The 20,467-nt window shown below is 57.7% G+C and carries 18 protein-coding genes; 9 read left to right on the forward strand and 9 right to left on the reverse strand.

Annotation, left to right across the window (positions count from 1 at the left end; genetic code table 11):
- Positions 1-2: 2 nt before the first annotated feature.
- Positions 3-830 (reverse strand): co-chaperone DjlA, encoded by an 828-nt coding sequence (djlA, locus tag SP68_RS21700; RefSeq protein WP_040972909.1) that lies wholly within the window; start codon positions 828-830, stop codon positions 3-5.
- Positions 831-1,073: 243 nt separating this feature from the next.
- On the opposite strand from djlA, the gene lptD reads away from it, so the two are divergent.
- The 6 genes from lptD to apaH are packed head-to-tail and all read left to right on the forward strand — an operon-like array spanning position 1,074 to position 7,809.
- On the forward strand, positions 1,074-3,422 hold the full coding sequence (gene lptD, locus SP68_RS21705; RefSeq protein ID WP_040972907.1) for an LPS assembly protein LptD: 2,349 nt from the start codon (positions 1,074-1,076) through the stop codon (positions 3,420-3,422).
- Positions 3,423-3,476: 54 nt separating this feature from the next.
- Positions 3,477-4,763 carry a peptidylprolyl isomerase SurA gene (gene surA, locus SP68_RS21710; RefSeq protein ID WP_008807472.1) on the forward strand — a complete coding sequence of 429 codons (1,287 nt, stop codon included), beginning with the start codon at positions 3,477-3,479 and terminating at the stop codon, positions 4,761-4,763.
- Between the two features lie 5 nt (positions 4,764-4,768).
- Positions 4,769-5,758, forward strand: a complete 990-nt coding sequence (pdxA, locus tag SP68_RS21715) for a 4-hydroxythreonine-4-phosphate dehydrogenase PdxA (protein ID WP_040972904.1) — start codon at positions 4,769-4,771, stop codon at positions 5,756-5,758.
- Positions 5,755-6,576 (forward strand): 16S rRNA (adenine(1518)-N(6)/adenine(1519)-N(6))-dimethyltransferase RsmA, encoded by an 822-nt coding sequence (gene rsmA / locus SP68_RS21720; protein WP_008807474.1) that lies wholly within the window; start codon positions 5,755-5,757, stop codon positions 6,574-6,576. Before pdxA ends, rsmA begins: the two co-directional genes overlap by 4 nt.
- A gap of 2 nt (positions 6,577-6,578) precedes the next feature.
- Entirely contained in the window at positions 6,579-6,956 is a 378-nt protein-coding gene (gene apaG / locus SP68_RS21725) for a Co2+/Mg2+ efflux protein ApaG (RefSeq protein WP_004204274.1), read from the forward strand.
- Positions 6,957-6,960: 4 nt separating this feature from the next.
- Complete coding sequence (gene apaH, locus SP68_RS21730) at positions 6,961-7,809, forward strand: bis(5'-nucleosyl)-tetraphosphatase (symmetrical) ApaH (protein ID WP_008807475.1); 849 nt, start codon at positions 6,961-6,963, stop codon at positions 7,807-7,809.
- A gap of 291 nt (positions 7,810-8,100) precedes the next feature.
- On the opposite strand, the gene folA is transcribed toward apaH, so the two are convergent.
- The 6 genes from folA to SP68_RS21760 all read right to left on the reverse strand — a co-directional run bounded on the left by folA (position 8,101) and on the right by SP68_RS21760 (position 14,770).
- Positions 8,101-8,580, reverse strand: coding sequence for a type 3 dihydrofolate reductase (gene folA / locus SP68_RS21735; RefSeq protein WP_008807476.1), 480 nt, complete (start codon positions 8,578-8,580; stop codon positions 8,101-8,103).
- Between the two features lie 174 nt (positions 8,581-8,754).
- A complete protein-coding gene (gene kefC, locus SP68_RS21740; protein ID WP_012542877.1) occupies positions 8,755-10,620 on the reverse strand; it encodes a glutathione-regulated potassium-efflux system protein KefC in 1,866 nt (621 codons plus the stop codon).
- On the reverse strand, positions 10,613-11,146 hold the full coding sequence (gene kefF / locus SP68_RS21745; RefSeq protein WP_008807478.1) for a glutathione-regulated potassium-efflux system oxidoreductase KefF: 534 nt from the start codon (positions 11,144-11,146) through the stop codon (positions 10,613-10,615). The genes kefC and kefF overlap by 8 nt, the downstream gene beginning before the upstream one ends.
- Before the next feature lie 95 nt (positions 11,147-11,241).
- A complete protein-coding gene (locus tag SP68_RS21750; protein WP_008807479.1) occupies positions 11,242-12,546 on the reverse strand; it encodes an MFS transporter in 1,305 nt (434 codons plus the stop codon).
- 70 nt (positions 12,547-12,616) lie between these two features.
- Positions 12,617-13,567, reverse strand: a complete 951-nt coding sequence (locus tag SP68_RS21755; protein ID WP_040972901.1) for a 2-hydroxyacid dehydrogenase — start codon at positions 13,565-13,567, stop codon at positions 12,617-12,619.
- A gap of 210 nt (positions 13,568-13,777) precedes the next feature.
- Positions 13,778-14,770 carry a LacI family DNA-binding transcriptional regulator gene (locus tag SP68_RS21760; RefSeq protein ID WP_012968956.1) on the reverse strand — a complete coding sequence of 331 codons (993 nt, stop codon included), beginning with the start codon at positions 14,768-14,770 and terminating at the stop codon, positions 13,778-13,780.
- A gap of 236 nt (positions 14,771-15,006) precedes the next feature.
- On the opposite strand from SP68_RS21760, the gene idnO reads away from it, so the two are divergent.
- The 3 genes from idnO to SP68_RS21775 are packed head-to-tail and all read left to right on the forward strand — an operon-like array spanning position 15,007 to position 16,781.
- Positions 15,007-15,771, forward strand: coding sequence for a gluconate 5-dehydrogenase (gene idnO, locus SP68_RS21765; RefSeq protein WP_008807482.1), 765 nt, complete (start codon positions 15,007-15,009; stop codon positions 15,769-15,771).
- Positions 15,772-15,786: 15 nt separating this feature from the next.
- Entirely contained in the window at positions 15,787-16,317 is a 531-nt protein-coding gene (locus SP68_RS21770; protein ID WP_016160279.1) for a gluconokinase, read from the forward strand.
- The gene (locus tag SP68_RS21775; protein WP_008807484.1) at positions 16,314-16,781 is read left to right on the forward strand and encodes a NanQ anomerase/TabA/YiaL family protein; all 468 of its coding nucleotides are present in this window, start codon (positions 16,314-16,316) and stop codon (positions 16,779-16,781) included. The genes SP68_RS21770 and SP68_RS21775 overlap by 4 nt, the downstream gene beginning before the upstream one ends.
- A gap of 47 nt (positions 16,782-16,828) precedes the next feature.
- Here the strand turns inward: SP68_RS21775 and SP68_RS21780 are convergent, their stop codons facing one another.
- Entirely contained in the window at positions 16,829-17,062 is a 234-nt protein-coding gene (locus tag SP68_RS21780; protein ID WP_002888059.1) for a YgdI/YgdR family lipoprotein, read from the reverse strand.
- Positions 17,063-17,229: 167 nt separating this feature from the next.
- Positions 17,230-20,454 (reverse strand): carbamoyl-phosphate synthase large subunit, encoded by a 3,225-nt coding sequence (carB, locus tag SP68_RS21785; RefSeq protein WP_008807485.1) that lies wholly within the window; start codon positions 20,452-20,454, stop codon positions 17,230-17,232.
- Positions 20,455-20,467 lie beyond the last annotated feature (13 nt).

Raw genomic sequence — 20,467 nt, forward strand, 5'->3', positions numbered from 1 at the left:
ACTCAGAAGCCGCGCTGCTCTTTGATCAGCTCCCAGGCCTTCTGGATCTCCTGAGCTTTCTGTTTGGCCATCTCCATCATCTCCGGCGGCAGCCCTTTCGCCACTAGCTTGTCCGGATGATGTTCGTTCATCAGCTTACGATAGGCGCGCTTCACCGTCGCCGCGTCATCGGTCGGTTTCACCCCCAGCACATTGCAGGCATCTTCGAGGGTTGGCCCGCGCTGCGCCTGCTGCCAGCCGGCATTGCCGCCGTGCTGACCATACGATTGCTGCTGCGAACCGCCGCCAAACTGGGCGCCGCCCTGCATCATCCGCAGGAATTGATCGAACTGGGCGCGGGAGATGCCAAGCTCGTCAGCGATGACGAACAGCACTTCACGTTCGTTGGGGTGCAATTCGCCGTCAGCGAACGCCGCCTGCAGCTGAATTTCCAGAAACATCCGAATCAGATCGAAGCGTCCAAAGCAGACGCTGCGCAGCTGACGCATCTTCTCGCGCAGCGGATAGTTGTCGGCCTTGCCGTCGCGAAACGCCTGCTGCGCCGCCGTACGCGATGCGCCGTGCAGGTTCATGCGATCCATCAGCACATTGGCGACATGAATATCAGCTTCGGTGACGCGACCCTTGGATTTGGTCAGATGCCCCATCACTTCAAAGGTGGTGGAAAAGAAGAGCGACTGGCGTTCCTGTTGATTGGCGAAGAGATTCAACCGGCGACTGCGCGCCCGGTCAAACATATGGCCCACCAGGAAGCCGAGCACGATGCCCCAAAACCCACCGCCCATCAGCAAAGCCACTGCCACGCCAATCACTTTACCCAAATACTGCATAGACTCCCCAACTGTTTATCGCCGTTAAGCTCGAATATGACCGCACGTTACCCGGCACTCGCGCCTCGGTCAATTGTGGGACATAGCCTATAATTTGCTTTATCATACTCGTCATTCAACAGGGTGCCTAACGCTCGGGCTCGAAACGGGCAGGATTAACACTAGCGTGATAATGTTGAGTAAGTTAGGCTCTGACCGTTTGCAAGCCGCTGCCACAAGATGATGGAACAATAAATACAACGTATGAAAAAACGTATTCCCAGCCTCCTGGCTACGATGATTGCCAGCGCCTTGTATAGCCAACAAGGCCTCGCTGCCGATCTCGCAACGCAATGTATGCTTGGCGTGCCAAGCTTTGATCGTCCGCTCGTGGAAGGGCGGCCTGGCGATCTGCCGGTGACGATTAACGCCGATCATGCGAAGGGCAACTACCCGGATAATGCCGTCTTCACCGGCAACGTCGATATTAACCAGGGGAACAGCCGCCTGCGTGCCGACGAAGTGCAGCTGCATCAGCAGCAGGCCGCGGGCCAGGCGCAACCGGTGCGAACGGTGGATGCGCTGGGCAACGTCCATTACGACGATAACCAGGTGATCCTCAAAGGGCCTAAAGCCTGGTCAAACCTGAACACCAAAGATACCAACGTCTTGCAGGGCGATTATCAAATGGTCGGACGCCAGGGACGCGGCACGGCGGACCTGATGAAACAGCGCGGCGAAAACCGCTATACCATTCTGGAAAACGGCAGCTTTACCTCCTGTCTGCCGGGCTCCGACACCTGGAGCGTCGTGGGCAGCGAAGTCATCCACGACCGTGAAGAGCAGGTTGCCGAGATCTGGAACGCCCGCTTTAAGCTGGGCTCAGTACCGATTTTCTACAGCCCTTACCTGCAGTTGCCGGTGGGCGACAAACGTCGTTCCGGTTTCCTGATCCCGAACGCCAAATACAGTACCAAAAACGGTGTGGAATTCTCCCTGCCGTACTACTGGAACATTGCGCCGAACTTCGATGCCACTATCACCCCGCACTATATGAACAAACGCGGCGGCGTGATGTGGGAAAACGAATTCCGCTACCTGACCCAGCTCGGCGGCGGCTTAACTGAATTCGACTACCTGCCGTCGGATAAAGTCTACGAAGACGATCACTCGAGCGACAGCAACAGCCGCCGCTGGCTGTTCTACTGGAACCACTCCGGGGTTATCGATCAGGTATGGCGTCTGAACGCTGACTACACCAAGGTCAGCGATCCTGACTACTTCAACGATTTCAGCTCGAAATATGGTTCCAGTACCGACGGCTATGCGACGCAGAAATTCAGCGCCGGTTACGTCAATCAGAACTTTGACGCGACGGTATCGACCAAGCAGTTCCAGGTCTTTGACCGGGAATCGAGCAACTCCTACTCGGCTGAGCCGCAGCTCGACATCAATTACTACCAGAACGATGTCGGTCCGTTCGATACCCATCTGTACGGTCAGGTCGCCCATTTTGTTAACTCGAATAACAACATGCCGGAAGCGACCCGCGTTCACCTCGAACCGACGATCAACCTGCCGCTGTCCAACGCCTGGGGCAGTCTGAATACTGAAGCCAAGCTGCTGGCGACCCACTACCAGCAGAGCAACCTCGATAAGTACAACGCCGCCAACGGCACTGACTACAAAGAGTCTGTCAGCCGCGTAATGCCGCAGTTTAAAATCGACGGTAAAATGGTCTTTGAACGCGACCTGCAGGAGGGATTCACCCAAACGCTGGAACCGCGCATGCAGTATCTGTACGTGCCGTACCGCGATCAGAGTGAAATCGGTAGCTACGACTCCACGCTATTGCAGTCGGACTACACCGGCCTGTTCCGCGACCGTACCTATAGCGGTCTGGACCGCATCGCGTCAGCCAACCAGGTCACTACCGGCATCACCTCTCGCGTGTATGATGCCGCCGCCGTGGAACGTTTTAATATTTCCGTTGGTCAAATCTACTATTTCACCGAGTCACGCACCGGTGATGACAACATCAACTGGGAGAACAACGACACCACGGGTTCACTAGTATGGGCCGGCGATACCTACTGGCGCATCGCCGATGACTGGGGTTTACGCGGAGGGATCCAGTACGACACCCGTCTGGATAACGTCGCCACCGGTAACGGCACCATTGAATACCGTCGCGATGAAAACCGCTTAGTCCAGCTTAACTATCGTTACGCCAGCCCGGAATATATTCAGGCTACACTGCCTTCATATTCCACGGCGGCACAATATAAACAGGGTATTTCGCAGGTGGGGATGACCGCCAGTTGGCCGATCGTCGATCGCTGGTCCGTGGTCGGGGCATACTACTTCGATACCAATACCCGGAAAGCAGCAAACCAGATGTTGGGTGTTCAGTATAACTCCTGCTGCTACGCCATCCGTCTTGGCTACGAACGTAAAGTCAACGGCTGGGATAGCAACAACAACGGCGGCGAGAGCAAATACGACAATACCTTCGGAATCAATATTGAATTGCGCGGTCTGAGCTCTAACTACGGCCTCGGCACCCAGCAGATGCTGCGTTCGAACATTTTACCGTACCAGAGCTCCCTGTGATGCGGCTGGTTTACAACATCGTCCGCATTTGCGGTTAATTGAAATGGAAAAAGTATGAAGAACTGGAAAACGCTGCTTCTCGGTATCGCCATGATCGCGAATACCAGTTTCGCTGCCCCTCAGGTGGTCGATAAAGTAGCGGCCGTCGTCAATAATGGCGTCGTGCTGGAAAGCGACGTCGATGGTTTGATGCAATCAGTTAAGCTCAATGCGGGTCAGGCTGGCCAACAGCTGCCGGATGACGCGACACTGCGCCATCAAATCCTCGAAAGACTGATCATGGACCAGATTGTATTGCAGTTGGGGCAGAAGATGGGCGTGAAGGTCTCTGACGACCAGCTCGATCAGGCCATCGCCAACATCGCCAAACAAAACAACATGACCATGGATCAGATGCGCAGCCGTCTGGCCTATGAAGGCATCAACTACAACACCTACCGTAGCCAGATCCGCAAAGAGATGCTGATTTCGGAAGTGCGTAACAATGAAGTGCGTCGCCGTATCACCGTGCTGCCGCAGGAAGTCGAAGCGCTGGCAAAACAGATTGGCGACCAGAACGATGCCAGCACCGAGCTTAACCTGAGCCACATCCTGATCCCGCTGGCGGAAAACCCGACCGCGGATGAAGTTGCCGCAGCTCAGGAGCAAGCAAATGCCATCGTTGAACAAGCGCGCAACGGCGCTAACTTCGGTAAACTGGCCATCACCTACTCCGCTGACCAACAGGCGCTGAAGGGAGGCCAGATGGGCTGGGGTCGTATCCAGGAGCTGCCTGGTATTTTCGCCCAGGCGTTAAGCACCGCCAAAAAAGGGGATATCGTCGGCCCGATCCGCTCTGGCGTCGGCTTCCACATTCTGAAAGTCAACGACCTGCGCGGCGGGACTCAGAACATCTCCGTCACCGAAGTGCATGCCCGTCATATTCTGCTTAAGCCGTCGCCGATCATGAATGATGCCCAGGCCCAGGCCAAACTGGAACAGATCGCGGCTGACATTAAGAGCGGGAAAACCACCTTCGCCAAAGCGGCGAAAGCGTTCTCTGAAGATCCGGGTTCAGCAAACCAGGGCGGTGATTTAGGTTGGGCGACGCCGGACATCTTCGATCCGGCATTCCGCGATGCGCTGATGCGTCTGAACAAAGGGCAGACCAGCGGACCGGTGCACTCCTCCTTCGGCTGGCATCTGATCGAACTGCTGGATAGCCGTCAGGTCGACAGAACCGACGCCGCGCAGAAAGATCGTGCATACCGCATGCTGATGAACCGCAAATTCTCTGAAGAAGCGGCAACCTGGATGCAGGAACAGCGCGCCAGTGCGTATGTTAAAATTCTGAGCAACTAATATCGATGCCTGAAATCCGTAAAGTTGTCATCACTCCCGGCGAACCCGCCGGGATTGGCCCTGACCTGGTCGTGCAGCTTGCCCAGCGCGACTGGCCAGTTGAGCTGGTGATCTGCGCCGACGGCGCCCTGTTAACTGACCGAGCCCAGCGGCTCGGTCTTCCTTTATCTCTCCTCCCATACGATCCTGCGCAACCGCCCGTTCCGCAGCGCGCCGGTACGCTGACGCTGCTTAACGTATCGCTGAACGTCCCGGCGGAACCTGGCGTGCTGAACGTGCAAAACGGCGCCTATGTCGTGGAAACGCTGGCGCGCGCCTGCGACGGCTGCCTTAGCGGCGAATTTGCGGCGTTAGTGACCGGCCCGGTGCACAAAGGCAACATCAACGACGCCGGCATCGCCTTCACCGGTCATACCGAGTTCTTCGAAGAGCGCGCGAAGGCCAGCAAAGTGGTGATGATGCTGGCGACCGAGGAGCTGCGGGTGGCGCTGGTGACGACCCATCTGCCGTTGAAAGCCATCAGCGAAGCGATAACGCCCGAGCTGCTGCGCGAGATCATCACCATTCTCGATCACGACCTGCGCACGAAATTTGGCATTGCCCAGCCGCATGTGCTGGTTTGCGGGCTTAACCCGCACGCTGGCGAAGGCGGCCATATGGGAACGGAAGAGATAGACACCATTATTCCGGTGCTGGAAGAGATGCGCGCGAAGGGGATGAACCTCAGCGGTCCGCTGCCGGCAGACACCCTCTTTCAGCCCAAATACCTTGACCATGCCGATGCGGTACTCGCGATGTACCACGATCAGGGCCTGCCCGTGCTAAAATACCAGGGCTTTGGCCGTGGCGTGAACATTACGCTCGGTTTACCTTTTATTCGTACCTCCGTCGACCACGGCACCGCACTGGAATTAGCGGGTCAGGGAAAAGCGGACGTCGGCAGTTTTATCACGGCGCTTAATCTCGCCATCAAAATGATTGTTAATACCCAATGAATAATCGAGTCCATCAGGGCCATTTAGCCCGTAAACGCTTCGGGCAGAACTTCCTCAACGATCAGTTTGTGATCGACAGCATCGTCTCGGCGATTAATCCGCAGAAAGGCCAGGCGATGGTTGAAATCGGCCCGGGTCTCGCCGCGCTGACCGAACCGGTCGGCGAACGTCTTGACCAGCTGACCGTTATCGAACTGGACCGCGATCTGGCGGCTCGCCTGCAGACGCACCCGTTCCTCGGACCGAAGCTGACCATCTATCAGCAGGATGCGATGACCATGAACTTCGGCGAACTGGCGGAGAAAATGGGCCAGCCGCTGCGCGTCTTCGGCAACCTGCCGTACAATATCTCGACGCCGCTAATGTTCCATCTGTTCAGCTATACTGATGCCATTGCCGATATGCACTTTATGCTGCAGAAGGAAGTGGTCAATCGTCTGGTTGCCGGGCCGAACAGTAAGGCGTATGGTCGGTTAAGCGTGATGGCGCAATATTATTGCCAGGTGATCCCGGTACTCGAAGTGCCGCCGAGCGCGTTTACCCCGCCGCCTAAGGTCGACTCCGCGGTGGTTCGCCTGGTGCCGCACCGCACCATGCCGTATCCGGTAAAAGAGGTCCGGGTACTGAGCCGCATCACCACCGAAGCCTTCAACCAGCGCCGTAAGACCATCCGCAATAGTCTCGGCAATCTGTTTAGCGTTGAAGTGTTGACCGAGCTGGGCGTCGACCCGGCAGTGCGTGCGGAAAATATTTCTGTAGAGCAGTACTGTAAGATGGCCAACTGGTTATCCAACAATCTGCCTTCGAAGGAGAGCTAACCATGATTAATTCGCCTCGTGTTTGCGTTCAGGTGCAAAGCGTCTATATCGAATCGCAGTCTTCTCCGGAAGAAGAGCGTTACGTCTTCGCTTATACCGTCACCATTCGCAATCTGGGGCGGAGTCAGGTTCAGCTGCTTGGCCGCTACTGGCTCATCACTAACGGCCACGGTCGTGAGACTGAAGTTCAGGGTGAAGGGGTGGTCGGCGAGCAACCGCATATTCCCGCAGGCGGTGAATATCAATATACCAGCGGCGCAGTCATCGAAACGCCGCTGGGAACCATGCAGGGTCATTATGAGATGATCGATATCGACGGCGCGCCGTTCCGTATCGAGATCCCTGTGTTCCGTCTCGCAGTTCCAACGCTCATTCATTAAAACAATGTCAACATACCTTATTGGCGACGTTCACGGTTGCTACGATGAACTGATCGCATTATTAGCGCAGGTTGAATTCGACCCGAGCACCGATACGCTATGGCTGACCGGCGATCTGGTGGCCCGTGGCCCGGGGTCGCTGGAGGTCCTGCGCTATGTCAAATCTCTGGGCGACAGTGTGCGACTGGTGCTGGGCAACCATGATCTCCACCTGCTGGCCGTCTTCGCCGGTATCAGCCGTAACAAGCCGAAGGATCGTCTGAAATCCCTGCTGGAAGCCCCGGATGCCGACGAGCTGCTCAACTGGTTGCGTCGCCAGCCGCTGCTGCAGGTGGATGAAGAGAAAAAGCTGGTGATGGCCCACGCGGGCATCACGCCGCAGTGGGATCTGGAGACCGCCCAGCAGTGCGCGCGCGATGTAGAAGCGGTGCTCTCCAGCGACTCCTACCCTTTCTTCCTCGATGCCATGTATGGCGATATGCCGAATCACTGGAGCAACGAGCTGAGCGGTCTGGCGCGCCTGCGCTTTATCTCTAATGCTTTTACCCGCATGCGCTACTGCTTCCCCAACGGCCAGCTGGATATGTATTCGAAAGAGGCGCCCGAGGACGCCCCGGCGCCGCTGAAGCCGTGGTTTGCCATTCCTGGCCCGGTCAGCAATGCCTACAGCATTGCCTTTGGCCACTGGGCTTCACTGGAGGGACGCGGTACGCCGGAGGGGATTTACGCCCTGGATACGGGCTGCTGCTGGGGCGGGGAACTCACCTGCCTGCGCTGGGAAGATAAGCAGTACTTCACCCAGCCGTCGAACCGCCAGAAAAGCCTCGACGAAGGCGAAGCCGTCGCGTCCTGAGTCTTCCCGGATGGCGGCGCGTTGCGCCTTATCCGGGCTACATTGCCTTGCGATTTGTCGCCCCGGGCAAGAACGGCGGACGCGAAGCCACTTTTGTGTCGGGTGGCGGCTAACGCCTTACCCGACCTACATTTCCTTGCGATTTGTCGCCAGGACAGCGCTCCCGAAAGACGAGGCCCGCGGCGGGGAACATGACGAGATACTGAGTGCGCCTTCGTCGCGGAATTCACGCAAAAGAAAACCCCGGTCACGCCAGGCGCACCGGGGTTTTTTCATTGCTATCCTTCCCGCTTAACGGCGTTCGAGGATCTCAAAGCAGTAGCTGTGGGAGTTCTGCGCGTCAGCGTCATGAAACTCGCTGAACACCGACTCCCACTCGTCCGGGTCGTAATCCGGGAAATGGGTATCGCCTTCCACTTCCGCATCAATGTGCGTCAGATAGAGCTTATGCGCTTTCGGCAGGAACTGCTCATAAACGCGGCCGCCGCCAATCACCATAATCTCTTCCACATCGCCGCAGGCAGCAATCGCTTCCTCCACTGAGGAGACCCACTGCACGCGATCGTCGCTGCCGGGTTTGCTGCTGATCACGATATTTTTACGCCCCGGCAACGGGCGCCCAATGGATTCCCAGGTCAGACGCCCCATCACCACCGGCTTATTTAACGTGTTGCGTTTGAACCAGGCGAGATCGGCAGGCAGGTTCCATGGCATGGCGTTTTCCATACCAATGACGCGATCTACCGCTAACGCCGCAATCAGACTGATCATTCATTCATTCCCGAGTGCAAAAAATTGTCGCCACTATACGGAAAGCGTACTACTTCGTCGACTGGCCGGAAGGTAAAGAATAAGAAAATTTTCTGATTTGCTGGCAAGCCCACGTTCACACCGTGGGCCGCCAGAACCGGTTCTAAACGGAAAACAAAATGTTACTGACGAGCGTCAGGCTGAGGGCTTATTTTCCGGCTCATCGGCAATATCCCCGGTGTGCCTGCCCTCTTCCGTCCCCTGCCAGCCGTGACGCTGCACCAGCGACAGATGATGACGATCTTCGTTGATGATGCCGGTGAGCATATCGCTGGTCCGCTTGAAGACCGCCACCCGCGACGCCGCGTCGTTTTCCGCCATCGCCACCATCTCTTCGACCATCTGCAGGTTGAAGCGACGGAACAGATCGGCCCGCTCGCGGGCTTCATAGGCGCCGAGTCCCAGCGCCTCCAGCGTCATTCGGCCGGACTTCAGCGCCGCCTCGAAGGTTTCACGCTCCGGCGCCTCGACGCCAGCCTGGCGCAGCTTAATGTAATGATCGACATCGCGGGCGCGGGAGATGATCTGCAGATGCGGAAAATGCTCTTTTACCCTCTCCACCAGCTCAAGGCTGACGTGCGGATCGTCTATGGCATTGATCAGTACTTCCGCCTTTTCGGCGCCGGCCGATTCCAGCAGGTCGACCCGGGTGGCATCGCCGTAGAAAACCTTCATATCAAATTTGCGCAAGGTATCAACATGATCCGGGTCGTGATCGAGGATAACCATCTTCACCCCGCTGGAGAGCAACAGTCGCCCGGCAATCTGCCCGAAGCGGCCAAAGCCGGCAACAATCACCCGCGGCTGCTCTTCATCAATCTCGTCAGCATCCCGCGCCTGGCCGCTGGCCGATTTCTCCAGACGGGTCAGCAGGACCAGCAAGACCGGCGTTGCCGCCATCGACAGCGCCACCGCCAGGGTCAGCGCCTTAGCCCATTCGCCGTCCAGCACATCCGCCATCCGCGCGGCGCCAAAGACCACAAACGCGAACTCGCTTCCCTGCCCCAGCAGCACCGCAAACCAGCGGCGCTGGGCGCGTGGCACGCCCAGCGGCCTGGCGATAAGCCACAGCATCAGCATTTTTATCGCCAGGAAACCGACCAGCAAAATAACGATACGCAGCGGATGGGTCACGAGAGTGCCGAAGTCAATCGACATGCCGACGCCGATAAAGAACAGCCCCAGCAGCAGCCCTTTAAACGGCTCGATATCGCTCTCCAGCGCATGACGATACTCGGAGCTGGCCAGCAGCACCCCGGCGAGAAACGCCCCCATCGCCATCGACAGCCCGACTTCCTCCAGCAGCAATCCAAAGCCGAAGACCAGGAACAGCGCCACGGCGCTGAACACTTCGCGCAGGCCGGAACGGGCGACAAAGCGCAGCAGCGGACGGGTCAGATAGCGCCCCAGGGCCACCACCAGCGCCAGCGCCGCGGCCACCTTCAGCGCGGAGAGGGCAAACGCCACCAGCGAGGTGGCGCCGCCGCTGGCCGCCAGCAGGGGGATCATCGCCACCAATGGGATCGCCGCGATATCCTGGAACAGCAGCACCGCGAAGGCGCTCCGCCCCATCTGCGACACCGTCAGATTGCGCTCATTCATCGCCTGCATCGCAATGGCTGTGGAAGAGAGCGCCAGCGTCATGCCTATCAGCTCGGCCACCTGCCAGCGCAGGCCCAGCAGCATGCAGAACAGACCGATCAATACCCCGCAGGCCACCATCTGCAGCGCGCCGCCGCCGAACACCGAGGCGCGTAGCTTCCACAGCCGCTGCGGATCCAGCTCCAGACCAATGACGAACAGCATCAGCACCACGCCGATCTCGGCAAAGTGCAGAATCGCCTCGGCGTCAGTCACCAGCCGCAGCCCCCACGGGCCGATAATACAGCCAGCGATCAGATAGCCCAGCACCGACCCCAGCCCCAGGCGGACGGCGATGGGCACAATCAGCGCCGCGGCGCCCAGGTAAATCAGCGCTTGTATCAGCGTATGGCTATCCATTCTGGTGTGCCTCCTGCCAGTCGATTAAGCGTTGACGATAATGGCGGGCTTGCGCCTGCAGCGTTTCGTCATCGCAGATAAAAGTGCAGTGCATGGCGAACGGCGGCAGCCATTTCATTCCGCAGTAAAGCGCGGTTGCCTGCAACGGCTGCGCCAGCACCGGAAAACCGGGGAATGAGCCGATGTCGAAGTGGCTTTCACCGCCGCCGGTGGTCACCGCCCACATCAGCGATTTACCGCGCAGGGCAATACCGTTGTGACCATAGGCCCAGCCGTGCGCCAACACTTTGTCCATCCACAGCTTGAGCAGCGGCGGTACGCTGTACCACTGCATAGGGTGCTGCCAGATAACCAGATCGGCACGGGCCAGCGCCGCCTGCTCGGCGGCGACATCGATATTAAAGTCGGGATAGAGTTGATAGAGGGAGCGTATCTCTACGCCTTCAAGCGTCCCTGCCTGTTCAAGCATTCGCTTATTCGCATGAGAATGCTGCGGATAAGGATGCGCATAAATTATCAGAATCATTGATTGGCCTGCGTTTGCTCTTGTCGTAATCAGCAAGAGTGTAGACAGTTAAGCCAACCGCTTACAATGATAACTGTGATTTATGTCGCAGTGGGTTACGCATTTCGGGGTTGCTTCTTGATCGCCACATCAGAATCGCTGTCGACCAGATCGCATTGCTTCGGTAGCAGAAAGGTCATTGTGCCGGCGATAATCAACGAACCGGCCAGGGCGCAGACCGCCACATTCTGGCCGTAGAGATACATCATCACGCCCACCAGATAGGGGCCACAGAATCCGCCGAGATTGCCCAGACCATTGATCACCCCGCGTGCGCTGCCCGCCACCTCCGGCGAAGCGATACGCCCCGGCATCGACCAGAACGGACTGGTAGCCGATTTGAGAAAGAAGCCGCAGATCACCAGCGCGATATAGGCCGCCACCATGTGGTCGCGCAGCACCACCGACGCCACCAGCGCTGCCGCAAAACTGTAGAGCGAGAAGCGAACCCACAGACGACGCTTACCGCTGTGGTCGCTGAACAACGAAATAACATAGATCCCGGCCAGCGTGGCGACAAACGGCAGCACCGCCAGGAAGCCAACGCTGGCCATGTTGCCGCCGGTTAACCCCTTCAGAATGGTCGGCAGCCACAGCGTGTAGCCATAATCCCCGGTCTGGTAGAAAAAATTGAGGATCACCAGCTTCATCAGTCCGGCATTACCAAACACATCCTTCACCGGGGCCTTGCTGACAGGGGCTTCTGCCTGCTTCGCCGCACGCTCGGCGGCCAGGGTGGTCACCAGATAGTCACGCTCGCGGGCGGGCAACCAGTGGGCCTCTTGCGGACGGTCACTGATCATAAACCACCACACGACCAGCACCACCAGCGACAACAGCCCTTCGATGATAAACAGCCAGCGCCAGTCAAGCGCCGCAATAATGGCGCCGGAGACCGGCGCGGTGAGCATGCCGCCGAGCGGGGCAAACATCATCACAAACGCGTTCGCGCGACCCAGCTCTTTTTCCGGAAACCAATTGCTGACCATGGTCAGCACTACCGGCAGCATTCCCCCTTCCGAAACCCCGAGAATAAATCGCAGCACCAGCAGTTGATATTGATGAGTCACAAACCCTGTCGCCACGGAAACGATAGCCCAGGCTACCAGCGACCAGGCAATAAATTTTTTACCGCTGCCGTTAACCGCAATTCGCCCACCGGGAATTTGCAAAAATAAATAACCAATAAAAAAGATACCACTGGCCACGCCGGCCATTTGGCTGGTAATGCCTAAATCGGCCTCCATGCCGCCTGGCAGGGCAAAGCTAATATTAACCCGGTCCATAAATGACATAATACAGGCAATTAACACCGGCACAATGATACGCAGCCAACGGGTGCTGGGAATTTTCTCGTTCATATATTTGCACTCTCTATGCAGAGGTTATTGTTTTGATTGAGATCGCGCGGGTACAGAAATAAAAAGCTAATTAATCGATAGCGTTTGGCAGCGCTGCGCCGGCAAACCAGGCGGCGACGTTAGCAAAAACCACTTCGCTCATTTTCTGTCGTGTTTCCTGCGTGGCGCTGGCGACATGCGGCTGCAGCACCACGTTATCGAGGGCGATCAGCGCCGCCGGGACCTGGGGTTCCTGTTCGAAAACATCGAGCCCGGCCCCGGCGATAACGCCGTTTTGTAACGCGTGGATCAACGCCTTTTCATCCACCAGCGAACCGCGGGCAATATTGATAAGCCAGGCATGCGCCGGCATCACGTTAAACACCGAGGCGTCGATGATGCCGCGGTTCGCCTCGCCGCCGGATGCGGCAATCACCAGAAAATCGCTCTCATGCGCCAGGATATGCAGGTCGGCACACCACTGATAATCGAGGCCCGCTATCTTTTTACGGTCGGTATACAGCACCTGCATATCAAAACCCCGCGCCCGGCGGGCGATCGCCTGGCCAATATTCCCCATACCCAGCAGGCCGATACGCTTCCCGCTGACCTGAGTCGCCAACGGCATACCACCGCTCAGCCAGCGTCCCTCGCGGACAAAGCGATCGCCCTGACAGAGCTGACGGGAACCGGCCAGCAGCAGCCCCATCGCCAGGTCAGCGACATCATTCGTCAACACCCCGGAGGTGATGGTGACGGCAATTTGCCGCGAGCGGGCATACGCCAGATCCACCGCATCGGTACCGACGCCGAAGATGGCAATCAGCCCAGCCTGAGGCAGCAACTCAAGGACGCTGTTTGCTACGCCGACGTCGCCGCGAGTGACCACGACGGCAATGTTCTCTCCTTGTTCACGCAGAAAGGCGATCGGATCGTCCTGCTCGTAGAGACGCAGCAGCGGGAAATGCTCCGCCAGCTGCAGCTGCAGGGTTTCAATTACGGGGGCCACTAAAAGGACGGCGCGGGGAATAACACTCTTCATCAGATCACCTGTTTGACGTTTGGTTACGACGGTAGCCACTATCAAACGGGTTTTTATCGGGGGATTTTGCGATCTGTATCACGCTGAATCGTGTTAAAAATGCATGTTACCGGACGCGTGATCGTGAAGACAAAACGGCGACCAGACAGGCGATGGACTGCGCGCGCATTAACCTTTTGCTAACACACGACAGGCGCTGGCTGGTGGCCGTTAAATCGTTTCGCCCATCGACAGGCGGTAGTGGAGATCCACCTTTTCAATGGTGGGCAGTCCTTTGATTTTCTTTATTAAAATCTCTGTCGCCACCTTACCCATCTCGAAGCGCGGCGTCAGGACGCTGGCCAGCCGGGGAGAGACGATCTGGCCAATCTCCAGGCCATGAAAGCCCGCGATAGCCAGCTCCTGGGGCACGCTGATACCGGATGCCAGGCACTCCTGTAACACGCCCACCGCCAGGTCGTCATTAGTGCACAGGATACCGTCCATATCGGCGTACATTTGCCGCGCCAGGGTCATCATGCCGGTGCCAATGGAAACCGACGAGACTTTATTCGGCGCAATGCGCCCCACCGCCAGCCCGGCACTCTCCATCGCCCGACAGTAGCCCAGATAACGCTGCTCGTCGCGGACGTCGGACATCGAGCCGAAGTAGATGATCCGTCGTTTACCGCTGGCCAGCAGCATGGTGGTCATATCGAAGCCGGCCTGGAAGTTATCGAATCCGACGTTGATGCGTCCTGGATTCTCCGCCAGCCCCATCACTTCGGCGATCGGGATCTTCGCGGCATTCAGATACTTGTCCGCCCGCAGGGAGTGCACCGACTCGGTCAGCAGCAGTCCTTTCACATTAAACGCCAGCACGGCGGCAATCTGCTCCTCTTCACGCTGGCGATCGTAGTCGTAATTCACCACCAGCGTCTGGTAACCATGCCCGGCGGCAACAGATTCGATGCCGGCCAGCAGATCGGCAAAAATTTGATTATGAAAGGAGGGAATGAGTACGCCAATCCGCGGCACGGCGACGCTGGTCATCGCCGGATTATCCGGGTCGGGCTGATAGCCGATCTCCGCTATCACGCTGGCAATACGCTCCGCCGTCTCCGGTTTCACCTTTTCCGGGGTGCGCAAATAGCGGCTAACGGTCATCTTGGTTACGCCAGCCAGCTCGGCAATATCATGGAGAGTAATGCGTTGTGCTTTCATCTGTGTGTCCGCCAAATACCTGACTGCTTCAGGCCATTATGCCTGTCGGGGGGGCAAAAGAGAATGCCAGTCCGTAGCCGTTAACCTGTTGAGTCAGCGAGATTTACCGGCAGCGTCACGTTTAAAGTAACCCCTTTTTGTAACACGGTTCCGAGTGATCTTCATCACAGTTTCCCCCGGTAAAAATCCGTGAGATAGGGCACAGGTTTTCTTCAGCCGCTAATCAGGATATCGAGATGAACGATCTTTTCAGCTTACAAGGTAAACGCATTTTAATTACGGGCGCAGGACAGGGGATCGGTTTTGTCATGGCTCAGGGTCTGGCGCAATATGGCGCAGAAATCATTATTAATGACCTTTCTGCCCCGCGAGCGGACGATGCGGTGATGAAGCTCCGCGACGAAGGCGCCACCGCCCATGCTGCGGTATTTAACGTGACCGATGCCGAGGCCGTTGAAGAAGCCATTGCCAATATCGAAGCGCATCTTGGCCCGATTGACGTGTTATTCAATAACGCCGGGATCCAGCGCCGCCACCCGTTTACCGAATTCCCGGTGCAGGAATGGAATGACGTGATTTCAGTTAACCAGACGGCGGTATTTCTCGTCTCTCAGGCCGTCGCGAAGCGCATGGTTGACCGCCAGCAGGGAAAAATCATCAATATCTGCTCCATGCAGAGCGAGCTGGGGCGCGACACCATCACCCCCTACGCCGCCGCCAAAGGCGCGGTGAAGATGCTAACCCGCGGAATGTGCGTTGAGCTGGCGCGGCACAACATTCAGGTCAACGGCATTGCCCCGGGCTACTTTAATACGGCGATGACCCGGACGCTGGTTGAGGATAAGGCGTTTACCGACTGGTTATGCAAACGCACCCCTGCCGCCCGCTGGGGCGATCCGCAGGAGCTGGTCGGCGCTGCCGTCTTTTTATCGTCAAACGCGTCGAATTTCGTCAACGGCCATCTGCTGTTCGTTGACGGCGGCATGCTGGTCGCGGTCTGAGAGAAGGAGCGCATGATGGCAGGACAATGCATTATTTTGATGGGCGTCTCCGGAACCGGCAAATCCACCGTCGGTCAGGCATTGGCCCACGCGCTGGGAGCGAAATTTATCGACGGCGACGACCTTCATCCACGCAACAATATCGTCAAAATGGCCACCAGCCAGCCGCTGAATGATGAGGATCGTCAGCCGTGGCTGACGCGTATCGCCGACGTCATTTTCAGTCTTGAGCAGAAAAACGAGTCAGGTGTATTGGTCTGTTCCGCATTAAAAAAGCGCTATCGCGACCGCCTGCGTGAGGGGAACGCGAAGCTACGCTTCCTGTGGTTGACCGGGGATTATGACTGCATTTTGCAGCGAATGCGCCAGCGTAAAGGCCACTTTATGCCAGAAGCGTTACTGCGTAGCCAGTTCGCCGCCCTGGAGACGCCAGACGCCAGTGAAAGCGATGTTCTGGCCGTCGATATTACCCCCGACATCGCCAGTATTGTCGCTCACTCATTAACGTTACTTCATTCGCAACAACCGCAGAGGATCCCGGCATGATTATCGATACCTTAACCGCCGCCGCCGAAAATGAGCTCTATCCGCCGGTGATCCGCCAGGCGCTGCAGGCCGTGTTACAGCAACAACCGCACGCGCTGCCGCCGGGGAAATATACCGTCGAGAGTGATAATGTGTTTTTTACCGTCGTCGAAGGCCATACCCGGCCGCTGAGCGAGCAACGCCCGGAATATCATCGTCAATATCTCGACATTCACATTGTGCTGAAAGGTGAAGAGATCATCGGTGCCGGGAATAAAGGGCTGCCGGTCGTTGAAGATGGTCACTTCAACACGACGCAGGATATCGGTTTCTGTCAGGCTATCGACAGCGAAACGCTGATTCATCTCTACCCGGAAGAGCTGGCGATCCTCTTCCCTGGCGAATTACACCGCCCGATGGCCTGCCTCGAACAAGGCGCAGCGTTGCGTAAAATCGTGGTTAAAATCGATCGCGCGCTACTGTAACGCGCTCGTTAGGCCCCGCACACTCCCCGCGGGGCCTGGGATAACCATTAGTTATCCAGCTCATCCATGGACTTCACCTGGTCGCGGTTAATCTGCTCCACGCGGCCGGTTTCGGCATTTTTGTATGAGACGAGGCCGGTGTCATCATCCACCTGCGGTTTGCCGCTGGTGACAATGGTCTTGCCATCGGTTGTTTTGATCGACTGATTCGATGAGCATCCGGCCACGAACATGATTGCCGTCGCTGCCAGTGCGGATGCCACCAGAATATTGTTCCGCATTGTATCCTCCTGTCTTTTCATCAATAGGTATCGTTATGGTGCTCACTATAGTTAGCCTGACCCGACAGGTGGTTAAAAGCAGAACTCTCCGAAGATGACTGCAGCCAAAAAAAGGGCTGACGATGTCGTCAGCCCTGGTTTATTGCTCTCCGGCCAGGCCGGCGCGCTTATTTGGTGATTTGCGCGTGCATTTCCTGAACCGAAATCACCTTCTCGGTGGCGTCAGCGTTCAGCGCCATCGCGGTGGCAAAGCCGCCGTTCAGGGTGGTGTCGTAATGCACCTTGTACTGCAGCGCGCTGCGGCGAATCAGCTTGGAGTCTTCAATCGCCTGGCGACCTGCGGTGGTGTTGATGATGTAGGTGTATTCGCCATTCTTGATACGGTCCTGAATGTGCGGACGACCTTCATGCACCTTGTTCACCAGACGCGGGTTGATACCGGCTTCGCCCAGTACAATCGCCGTACCGTGGGTCGCATCCAGCTCAAAGCCAAACTTCAGCAGCTTCGCCGCCAGGTCAACCACGCGCTCTTTATCGCCTTCGCGGACGGAGAGCAGCGCGCGGCCCTGTTTCTTCATGGTTGAGTTGCTGCCCAGCTGCGCTTTGGCGAACGCTTCCGCGAAGGTACGACCCACGCCCATCACTTCCCCGGTAGAGCGCATTTCAGGCCCTAACAGCGGGTCAACGCCCGGGAATTTGTTGAACGGCAGAACCACCTCTTTCACCGAGTAGTACGGCGGGATGATCTCTTTGGTCACGCCCTGCTGCGCCAGCGTCTTACCGGCCATTACGCGCGCCGCGACTTTCGCCAGCGGGACACCGGTGGCTTTGGAGACGAACGGCACGGTACGCGCCGCACGCGGGTTCACTTCAATCAGATAAACTTCGTTATCTTTCACCGCGAACTGGACGTTCATCAGACCACGAACCTGCAGCTCGAAAGCCAGCTTCTGCACCTGCTCGCGCATCACATCCTGAATTTCCTGGCTCAGCGTATACGCTGGCAGGGAACAGGCTGAGTCGCCGGAGTGTACGCCCGCCTGCTCGATATGCTCCATGATGCCGCCAATCAGCACCATTTCGCCGTCGCAGATGGCATCGACATCCACTTCAATCGCGTCGTCGAGGAAGCGATCCAGCAGTACCGGTGCATCGTTGGAGACGCTAACCGCGGTCTGGAAGTAGCGGCGCAGATCCTGCTCGTCGTAAACAATTTCCATCGCCCGGCCGCCAAGCACGTAAGACGGACGAACCACCAGCGGGTAGCCAATCTCTTTCGCTCTCTCTACCGCCTGCTCAATGGCAGTGACGGTGGCGTTCGCCGGCTGCTTCAGCTTCAGACGGTCAACCGCATGCTGGAAGCGCTCACGGTCTTCCGCGCGGTCGATAGCGTCCGGGCTGGTGCCGATAACCGGTACGCCTGCGGCTTCCAGGGCGCGCGCCAGCTTCAGCGGCGTCTGGCCGCCGTACTGCACGATAACGCCCTTCGGCTTCTCGATGCGCACGATTTCCAGCACGTCTTCCAGGGTCACCGGCTCGAAGTACAGACGGTCGGAGGTGTCATAGTCGGTAGACACGGTTTCCGGGTTACAGTTGACCATGATGGTCTCGTAACCGTCTTCGCGCAGCGCCAGAGAGGCGTGTACGCAGCAGTAGTCAAATTCGATACCCTGGCCGATACGGTTCGGGCCGCCGCCGAGGACCATGATTTTATCGCGGTCAACGGACGGGTTGGACTCACACTCTTCTTCATAAGTGGAGTACATGTAGGCGGTATCGGTGGCGAATTCGGCGGCGCAGGTGTCCACGCGCTTGTAGACCGGATGCAGGTCATACTGGTCGCGCAGCTTGCGAATTTCCGCTTCCCGCACGCCCGCCAGTTTCGCCAGACGCGCATCGGCAAAGCCTTTACGCTTCAGGGTACGCAGGAAGTCGGCGTCGAGGCCGTTGATGCCCACTTCCACCACTTTCTCTTCCAGACGCACCAGCTCTTCAATCTGCACCAGGAACCAGCGGTCGATATTGGTCAGGTTGAAGACGCCGTCTACCGAGAGGCCGGCGCGGAAGGCATCCGCGATGTACCAGATACGCTCGGCGCCAGCGTCTTTCAGCTCGCGGCGAATTTTGGTCAGCGCTTCCGGGTCGTCGAGGCTCACTTTCGGGTCGAAGCCGGTGGCGCCCACTTCCAGGCCGCGCAGCGCTTTCTGCAGCGATTCCTGCTGGGTGCGGCCAATCGCCATCACTTCGCCGACGGATTTCATCTGCGTGGTTAGACGGTCGTTCGCGCCAGCGAATTTTTCGAAGTTGAAGCGTGGAATTTTGGTTACCACGTAGTCGATGGAGGGCTCGAAGGAAGCCGGAGTGCGGCCGCCGGTGATGTCGTTCATCAGCTCGTCAAGGGTGTAGCCCACTGCCAGCTTGGCCGCCACTTTAGCAATCGGGAAGCCGGTGGCTTTCGAGGCCAGCGCCGAAGAGCGGGAGACGCGCGGGTTCATTTCGATAACGATCAGGCGACCGTCTTTCGGGTTCACCGAGAACTGCACGTTTGAGCCGCCGGTTTCCACACCGATTTCACGCAGGACCGCCATCGAGGCGTTACGCATGATTTGGTATTCTTTGTCGGTCAGGGTCTGCGCCGGGGCAACGGTGATGGAGTCGCCGGTATGGATCCCCATGGCATCGAAGTTTTCAATCGAGCAGACGATGATGCAGTTGTCGTTCTTATCGCGCACCACTTCCATCTCGTACTCTTTCCAGCCGATCAGCGATTCATCGATCAGCAGTTCGTTGGTCGGAGAGAGATCCAGGCCGCGTTCGCAGATTTCTTCGAACTCTTCGCGGTTATAGGCGATACCGCCGCCGGTGCCGCCCATCGTAAAGGACGGACGGATAATGCACGGGAAGCCAACGTCGGCGGCAACCGCCAGCGCTTCTTCCATGGTGTGGGCGATGCCGGAGCGCGCGGTGTCGAGGCCGATTTTCTTCATCGCCACGTCGAAGCGACGACGGTCTTCCGCTTTATCAATCGCGTCCGCAGTGGCGCCGATCATGGTCACGCCGAACTCTGCCAGCACGCCCTGACGTTCCAGCTCCAGCGCACAGTTCAGCGCGGTCTGGCCGCCCATGGTCGGCAGCACGGCATCCGGGCGCTCTTTTTCGATAATTTTACGTACCACTTCCCAGTGAATCGGCTCGATGTAGGTCGCATCAGCCATTTCCGGGTCGGTCATGATGGTCGCCGGGTTGGAGTTCACCAGAATAACGCGGTAGCCCTCTTCACGCAGGGCTTTACAGGCCTGCGCGCCGGAGTAGTCAAACTCACACGCCTGACCGATAACAATCGGGCCCGCGCCCAGAATCAGGATACTTTTTATGTCTGTACGTTTTGGCATTGCTCTTTTACTC

It is taken from the genome of Klebsiella variicola, from assembly GCF_000828055.2.
Taxonomy (GTDB): domain Bacteria; phylum Pseudomonadota; class Gammaproteobacteria; order Enterobacterales; family Enterobacteriaceae; genus Klebsiella; species Klebsiella variicola.